Annotated in this window: 6 protein-coding genes, 1 tRNA gene, 1 rRNA gene and 1 pseudogene; 4 read left to right on the top strand and 5 right to left on the bottom strand. The window is 44.8% G+C overall.

Going from position 1 to position 7,351, the window contains the following annotated elements; genetic code table 11:
• The first annotated feature begins 76 nt into the window (after positions 1–76).
• The 4 genes from L4B77_RS18710 (at position 77) to L4B77_RS18695 (ending at position 3,994) form a co-directional block, all read left to right on the top strand.
• Positions 77–742, top strand: a complete 666-nt coding sequence (locus L4B77_RS18710) for a helix-turn-helix transcriptional regulator (protein ID WP_261840318.1) — start codon at positions 77–79, stop codon at positions 740–742.
• Positions 743–766: 24 nt separating this feature from the next.
• Positions 767–1,150: a RidA family protein gene (locus L4B77_RS18705; RefSeq protein WP_261840319.1), complete on the top strand. Its 384-nt coding sequence runs from the start codon at positions 767–769 to the stop codon at positions 1,148–1,150.
• Positions 1,151–1,187: 37 nt separating this feature from the next.
• Positions 1,188–2,594, top strand: a complete 1,407-nt coding sequence (locus tag L4B77_RS18700; RefSeq protein ID WP_429752275.1) for a cation:dicarboxylate symporter family transporter — start codon at positions 1,188–1,190, stop codon at positions 2,592–2,594.
• A 77-nt stretch (positions 2,595–2,671) separates the two neighbouring features.
• Positions 2,672–3,994 carry a CoA-disulfide reductase gene (locus L4B77_RS18695; protein ID WP_429752273.1) on the top strand — a complete coding sequence of 441 codons (1,323 nt, stop codon included), beginning with the start codon at positions 2,672–2,674 and terminating at the stop codon, positions 3,992–3,994.
• 204 nt (positions 3,995–4,198) lie between these two features.
• Here L4B77_RS18695 and L4B77_RS18690 read toward each other — a convergent pair.
• From L4B77_RS18690 to rrf, 5 genes and pseudogenes are all read right to left on the bottom strand, one after another.
• A pseudogene (locus L4B77_RS18690) lies at positions 4,199–5,275 on the bottom strand (amidase family protein); the annotation flags it as partial.
• A gap of 53 nt (positions 5,276–5,328) precedes the next feature.
• On the bottom strand, positions 5,329–5,547 hold the full coding sequence (locus L4B77_RS18685) for an amidase family protein (protein ID WP_429752271.1): 219 nt from the start codon (positions 5,545–5,547) through the stop codon (positions 5,329–5,331).
• 3 nt (positions 5,548–5,550) lie between these two features.
• On the bottom strand, positions 5,551–6,129 hold the full coding sequence (locus L4B77_RS18680) for a hypothetical protein (protein WP_429752269.1): 579 nt from the start codon (positions 6,127–6,129) through the stop codon (positions 5,551–5,553).
• Positions 6,130–6,903: 774 nt separating this feature from the next.
• Positions 6,904–6,994: transfer RNA gene (locus L4B77_RS18675), tRNA-Ser, on the bottom strand.
• 68 nt (positions 6,995–7,062) lie between these two features.
• Positions 7,063–7,178, bottom strand: a 5S ribosomal RNA gene (gene rrf / locus L4B77_RS18670).
• Positions 7,179–7,351: the final 173 nt, after the last annotated feature.

Below are 7,351 nucleotides of genomic sequence, written 5' to 3'. Positions count from 1 at the left end.
AGTTTACTATACCTTGTAAATCTACCACCAAAGGAGTAAATTTCAGCCATTGAGTTCAAAAATGTAAACCGAAATCATGAATGTAAAACAAGTTCGATTCACTGATGAAGACAGAGAGTACTTAAACAATTACTTTCGCTTAGCGGACACGATTGCTGATTTAATTGGTCCCTACTGTGAAGTGGTCATCCATTCATTTGAAAGCTTAGAAAACTCAGTTGTCAAAATCGTTAATGGTCATCATACGGGTCGTGAAATTGGCTCACCGATCACCGATTTAGGTTTACGCATGTGGAGTGCATTTGAAAAGACAGGTGAAGTTTCTCCAAAGAGCTATTTCACCAACGCAACTGACGGTTCCCTACTGAAGTCGACCACCTGTGTACTAGCGGGTCCACAGCAAAAGCCGATTGGCATGCTGTGCATCAACATGAACTTATCTTTCCCATTCCCTGAAATTGTTAAAACACTGATGCCGCAATGCAATCTCTCGCAAACCATAGTCAGCGAGACGTTCAGCAATAATGCAAACGACGTGATCAAACAAGCGTTGATTGCAGTCACACAAGAAGTGGATCAAGACGAGACGATTTCCTGCAAAGGTCGCAATAAAGCCATCATTCGTTGTTTATTTGATAACGGAGTATTTGAGCTAAAAGAGACGACTACACAAGTATCAGAGCAACTTGGGATCAGCCGACAGGCGGTTTACAAGTTTATCCGTGAATTTAAATCAGAATAAAATTAATAACTTAGGAGTTATATTGTGAAACAGATCATTGCCACGCAGCAAGCGCCAGCCGCTATTGGTCCTTACTCTCAAGGTACGTCTTACGGCGACATGGTTTACACCTCAGGTCAATTGCCTCTCGTTCCAGAAACCATGCAGTTTGTTGAGGGCGGCATCAAAGAGCAGGCTCGTCAGTCTCTAGAAAACTTAAAAGCGGTATTAGAAGCAAGTAATGCGGGACTGGACACAGTGCTTAAGACAACCTGCTTCCTATCAGATATGGAAAACTTCGTAGCCTTTAACGAAGTGTACACCGAGGTATTTGGAACAGAGAACGCACCTGCTCGTTCTTGTGTTGAAGCAGCAAGACTACCAAAAGACGCATTGGTTGAAGTTGAAGCCATCGCATACAAAAAATAACCGATTTAGGTATTAATGGGTATCATAGGAGATTCTCATGAGCGTTTCATTTATTGGATTAAGCATCCTGTTCTTTGGGTTCTACGCACTGCTGTCAAACTTCAAAAAACAAAAGAAAAGTTTTAACTTCCGCGTACTGAGTGCGCTTGCTGCTGGCTTACTGTTCGGTGGCGCTATTCAACTTGTGTTTGGTGTCGGTAACGTTGCAACGTCTGGCTTTGCTGAACTGATTTCTGTGTTCGGTAAAGGCTATATCAAACTTCTACAAATGATCGTTATCCCGCTTGTATTCGTGGCGATGATCTCTTCGATCATGAACGTTGAAGGCGGCGGCGCGTTATCTCGTATCGCACCAAAAATCATCGGTATTCTACTTTTGACTTGTGCTATCTCAGCAGCAATTGGGATCGCAAGTATCTACCTATTCGGTATCGATGCAAATGCACTCGTAAGCTCTATCGGCACAAACAGTGCTATTGAAGCTCGTGGTAATTCACTGATAGCCACACAAGATGCAATGGCGAGCAGTGGTTTGTCTGGTATGGCTCTATCAATCATTCCGACCAACATCTTTGAAATGCTTACAGGCTCTCAACGTACCTCGACACTATCGACCGTACTGTTCGGTATGTTCCTAGGCTTCTGTATCCTGCAAGTGAAAAACCGTAAGCCTGAGAAAGTACAAAACTTCGTTGATTTCATCAATGCAGCCAAAGAAGTGGTACTTTCAATGGTACGTGAAATTCTGAAGCTAACGCCTTACGGTGTATTCGCTCTGATGACTACGTTCATGATGACAAACGATTTGTTCGCACTCGCAGAAATGGGTCGCTTCCTACTAGCAAGTTATGTGGCAATCGGTGTCATGTTCGGCATCCACTTCGTGATGGTATCGATGTTCGGCCTGTCTCCTGCGAAGTTCATGAAGAAAATCTGGCCAGTACTTGTGTTCGGTTTCGGCTCTCGTTCAAGCATGGCCGCTATCCCACTAAACGTTGAAACACAAACTCAACGCCTAGGTGTAGATGAAGAAACAGCAAATATGTCAGCGACATTTGGTACCAGTATCGGCCAAAACGGCTGTGCCGGTATCTACCCAGCAATGCTCGCTATCATGGCGGCACAAGTTATGGGTATCCCTGTAGACTTAAGCTTCATCCTACAACTGATCGCTGTGATCGCGATTGCTTCATTCGGTATCGCAGGGGTCGGTGGCGGTGCGACATTCGCAGCCGTTGCAGTACTAACCATCATGGGTCTAGACATCACAGTAGTGGCGATTCTAGTGTCTATTGAAGCGCTGATCGACATGGCTCGTACCGCACTAAACATCTCTGGCTCGATGTTGTCTGGTGTACTAACGGCTAAGAAAAATGGTTCACTAAACACAGAGCAATACGACGCTGACGTCACTGCGACCGTTTCAAAAGAAGCCGCTGTATAATTTTTAAACTTAATTAAGAGCACTCCATATGAGTGCTCTTCTGTTTTTCCTGAGTTCAGGTTATTTAGGTAGTAAATATGAAAGTTGTTGTTATAGGCGGCAGTGCCGCTGGTATGAGTTTCGCAGCAAAATACAAACGTAATCAGCCATCAGACGAAGTTATCGTTTTAGATAAACGCCGCTACATCTCTTTCGGTGCCTGTGGCTTGCCTTACTTTGCGGGTGGCATGTTTGATGACACTGAACGCATGATTTCTCGTACGCCAGAGCAAGCGATCAAATCGGGCTTAGACGTGCGCATTGAAACAGAAATGGTGGCACTCGATCGCGCTAAAAAACAGATCACAGTTAGCCACCAAAGAAAAGAAAGCACTATCGATTACGATATGCTGGTGATCGCGACAGGAGCACGCCCAATCGTTCCGTCATTTGGTGAATTCAACCCTGAACACGTATACACGCTAACCAGCATGGAAGATGGCTTGGCAGTAAAAGAAGCACTGAAGGACAGCAACAAACAACGTGTTTGCGTTATCGGCGGTGGTTTTATCGGCCTTGAAGTGTTCGATGCTGCGCACCTGCTTGGTAAGCACGTCACTATCATCGAACGTGAACAGCATGTGATGAGCCGTCAGTTCAGCCCTGAGATGATTGACGTGGTGGAAGGTGCGATTCGTGAATCAGGTGCAAAACTAAAAACCGGTTGCAGCGTATCAGCCATTCGCGATGCTAAACAAAGCGGTTACATCGTAGAAACCGATAACGGTAACGTAGAAGCCGACGTGGTAATCATGTCACTTGGCTTCAAACCAAACACAGAAGCGTTTGAGTTACCAAAAGCCGCTAACGGTGCACTACTAGTGGACGAGTTTGGTACAACAGAAGACGCCCACATCTATGCTGTCGGCGACTGTGCTGTGGTTCACCATATGGCGCTAGGCAAATCGGTTTATGTTCCACTTGCAACCACAGCCAACAAACAAGCGCGCATGATGGCGGATAAACTTGCTGGTAAAGACACTTACATGAATGGTTTCTTGGGTTCGTCTTGCTTGAAAGTGCTGGACTACGAACTGGCATGCACTGGTGTATCAGAACTGCTTGCCAAAGAACACGGCTTGGAAGTGAAGGTTTCAACCATTTCAGATAAGAACCAAACCGACTACTACCCAGGGCAAGAAGACATCAAGGTGAAGTTGGTTTATCACCCAGATACTAACGTTCTGCTCGGTGGTGAGATCGTAGGTAAGAAAGGAGCGGTTGGCCGTATCAACGCACTAGCCGTTGCTATCACTGCTAAGATGACCACTCAGCAGCTAGGTTATATGGACTTCTGCTATGCGCCCCCATTCTCACGTACTTGGGATACGCTAAACGTGGCAGGTAATGTTGCAAAGTAGGCGAACACAAGTAAAAATTCCAAGATAAATTCAATCAGACACCAAAGTAAAGGAATTTAAGCCGTTCCAGCAAGGCTTGAACAACGCGTTATAGAGTAAACAGTTAGAAGGACACACACCACATTTAAGGAGTGTGTCCTGAGATTGGAGGGGGTTAATATTGTTTTTTTATCCTCCAGATTTCAAAGATGACGTTGTGTTTTATTATGATTCTTTAGGTACGTAAGTTGGTGATTCGGCGCGTTGTTCATCGTGAATGGCAAAAACGCCAGCACCTTCATTCATCTTGATGGTGGCATCAAGGTCGGGTGCTTTATGTTGGCGTCTAGCGATGGACTTTCGGCCTACTTCTATGGCTTTTGAGATAGCAAGTACATTGCCATCTTCAAAACGAGGTGCCATTACATGAGTTGACACTGGTGTACCTAACATTGTTGGGGCCTGCCGTGCCCACCGTTTCCAATCAGATTGAATTGCAGCGTCAGCGGTTTCGTAACCAAAGGGGACTGATGCCGATGGAGCTCCTGCGGGTGCATAAATAGCCGATTTGCTTGTTTCCGTCACCAGTACTTGGAAGTCATGGTTCTCGAAATAGTCATTAACCGCAGTGTCCCACATCTTACGCTTTTCTTCTGCGTTGTTTAGACAGGTATCGCGATCAACCTTAGTGTTTACCGAGTTTTGTATGTCCTTCTGTCCCCAAACCGCCCTGCGCTCTGGGTAGACATTGTTGTAGTTCAGCAAATCTGCAACCGACTTCACTGGCATATGTTGCGCTTTGGCCATATCTGCAAACTCGTAATTGAATTCGCAACCCAGATTTAGACGGTAGGTCCTAGCGCTTGGAAGGTCGTTCACAACTTCATAAGAGACGCCAGCTTTACCTAGGGCTGCTTTAATGTCCGCAAGCCAAGCGGATTGTTCCAAGCTTGAATAACTGTTCTCGTAGATCCCTACCTTGATCCCCTGATAAACAGATGGATCTAGGTACTTGGTATAATCGGGAATATCATGATCTTTTACCTCGCTGTAAAGTGGATCACTTGGGTCAGCATCGGCAAGTATGTTCATTTCAATGGCCACATCTTCAACCGAACGAGCCATTGGCCCCGCGCTATCTTGAGACGCGGCTAAGGGGATAATATTGTCTCTAGAAACCAGACCAATACTTGGTTTAAATCCGACGACGGAGCTCATCTCAGCGGGCGCATTGATTGACCCTTGAGTCTCAGTGCCTACGGTGATGGCTGCGAATTGCGCCGCCGCAGCAACACCTGAACCTGAGCTTGAGCCAAGTACGCTGTAGAATCCATATGCGTTTCGGGTTTGACCACCTAGGTTGGTAAACCATTGGGATCGATAACAGAGAAGTAGTTGGCATTTTCAGAAAGGTTTGCTTTACCGAGAATAACCGCTCCTGACTCTCTTAGTCGTTTGATAATGTGTGCGTCGTGGTCTGGGTTCCAATCGAGCAGCGCCGCCATGCCACCTGTGGTGTGCATTCTGTCGTTAGTTGCGATGTTATCTTTAACCAGTACAGGAATACCGAGCATTTCTTAGTGTGGTTTTCCGGATGCTCGAACTTGATCGGCGTATTTTGCAATAGCTATGGCATCGGGATTGAGCTCGAGAACCGAGTTGAGCTTATCGATGTCGTATTGTCCGATTCGAAAAAGATAAAACTTGGTTAACTCCACGGCGGTAAGGTCACCATTATCCATTGCCGCTTGCAGTTCTCTGATGGATGCACCGAGTATTAAGTCTGAGTATTGGTCTGAGTCAAAGTCCTCAAGCGCCTTGTCGAATTGCTCAAAGTTTCGATAGAGCTTTCCATAATAGTTAGCGGGTTCAAACAGTGCTTTGCCAAATCCATCCCAGCCATTTTGTGGTGAAATTTCTGATCTTGCCTTAATGCCCGTCCAACCTTCAAGGTCAGAGATAAAATAATAAGGCTCAGGATCGTGACCGTCAGGATACGCAATCGCTTCTTTCTCAGGGGGTGTTGGAGGCTGGGTTATTGATGATTGTTCAGGAGAGCTAGGAACGGAAACCTTAACGATATTTTCATCATCGCTGTTACAACCAGATAAAACGGCGCTAGTTGCGAGGGCGATGAGTGAAAGCTTGTACTTCATTGTAATTCCTTAAATTTGGTGAATGTCCTTTTAATTCCTCAATTGCATTTTCTGGACCACAAGTTTGAAAATGTATAAAGTTTAATGGTGATTGCATCGCTTAATAGCGTGTCAGGCCTTAATATTCGGGACTTGAAGGCATTCAAAAAATTTTTGGGAAGAGATTAGGTCGCGCTGCAAGCGGTGATTTTTTGTTCAAAAAAATGAGTTTGCTTGCGTGTGCCATCGGTTTCACACTTGCACTGTATTGGTTCGTTCACCTCTATATTTTCACCAATTTCAAGCAGAACTAATCATCAGTTAATACGAAAATTTGCACTAGAATTAATGCTTTATACCAATGAAAGTAAAAATGTGATCTAATTGAGGCTGTCAAACAATTGTGAAATATTGCTATGGATAGCCTGGATAATACTGATTTCCAAAAGCTAACGAGCCAACAAAAAACCATTCAGATGAAGATTCGCTTACTAGCGCTTGCACACTTTAAAGAAGATCACTCGCGTACTCAAATGGCTAAATATCTTAAAGTTAGCCGAACCAGTGTGAATAAATGAGTTAAGACAACACTATCTAGTAAATCAAAACTTCATTGATTATAACGACATTGTTTCGAAGGTCTGTAGCGCTTGGAATGGATTTCTTGAATGCAAAGATCGCGTCACAACAATGTATACAAGGGATTGGATTAACCTGATCGGTTAATTTTCCGGATTGGTATTATTGCTTCAGTATGAAAAAAGCCCGCTGATTTCTCAGCGGGCTTTTCAATGGTGGTGGAGGGATAGGGATTTGAACCCTAGAACCGCTATTAACGGTTGCCGGTTTTCAAGACCGGTGCTTTCGACCACTCAGCCATCCCTCCAACAAATTGTCATCACAGATTAGTACACTGTAGATGTTGTTATTTGCTACGCAAATAACGAAATTAAAGCCTGGCGATGTCCTACTCTCACATGGGGAAGCCCCACACTACCATCGGCGCTATTGTGTTTCACTTCTGAGTTCGGCATGGAATCAGGTGGGTCCACAATGCTATGGTCGCCAAGCAAATTTTAAAATTCGGAAAACTGATTTAAAAGTCTATCTCTTCAAACGCATTCAAGGTCTGTCTTTCTTTGAGTCCACAAAACCCCTTGGGTGTTGTATGGTTAAGCCTCACGGGCAATTAGTACAGGTTAGCTCAATGCCTCGCAGCACTTACACACCCTGCCTATCAACG

This window comes from Vibrio minamisatsumaniensis, from assembly GCF_050337445.1.
GTDB classification, from domain to species: Bacteria; Pseudomonadota; Gammaproteobacteria; order Enterobacterales; family Vibrionaceae; genus Vibrio; species Vibrio artabrorum.
The sequence above is the reverse complement of the archived record's forward strand: the minus strand, read 5'-3'. Positions and strand labels throughout refer to the sequence as shown.

What these genes read in the sequence shown, in the direction of transcription:
- L4B77_RS18695 (WP_429752273.1), top strand. Translation starts at nt 2,672, where the DNA reads ATGAAAGTTGTTGTTATAGGCGGCAGTGCCGCTGGTATGAGTTTCGCA.
- L4B77_RS18700 (WP_429752275.1), top strand. Translation starts at nt 1,188, where the DNA reads ATGAGCGTTTCATTTATTGGATTAAGCATCCTGTTCTTTGGGTTCTAC.
- L4B77_RS18685 (WP_429752271.1), bottom strand. Translation starts at nt 5,547, where the DNA reads ATGCTCGGTATTCCTGTACTGGTTAAAGATAACATCGCAACTAACGAC.
- L4B77_RS18710 (WP_261840318.1), top strand. Translation starts at nt 77, where the DNA reads ATGAATGTAAAACAAGTTCGATTCACTGATGAAGACAGAGAGTACTTA.
- L4B77_RS18680 (WP_429752269.1), bottom strand. Translation starts at nt 6,129, where the DNA reads ATGAAGTACAAGCTTTCACTCATCGCCCTCGCAACTAGCGCCGTTTTA.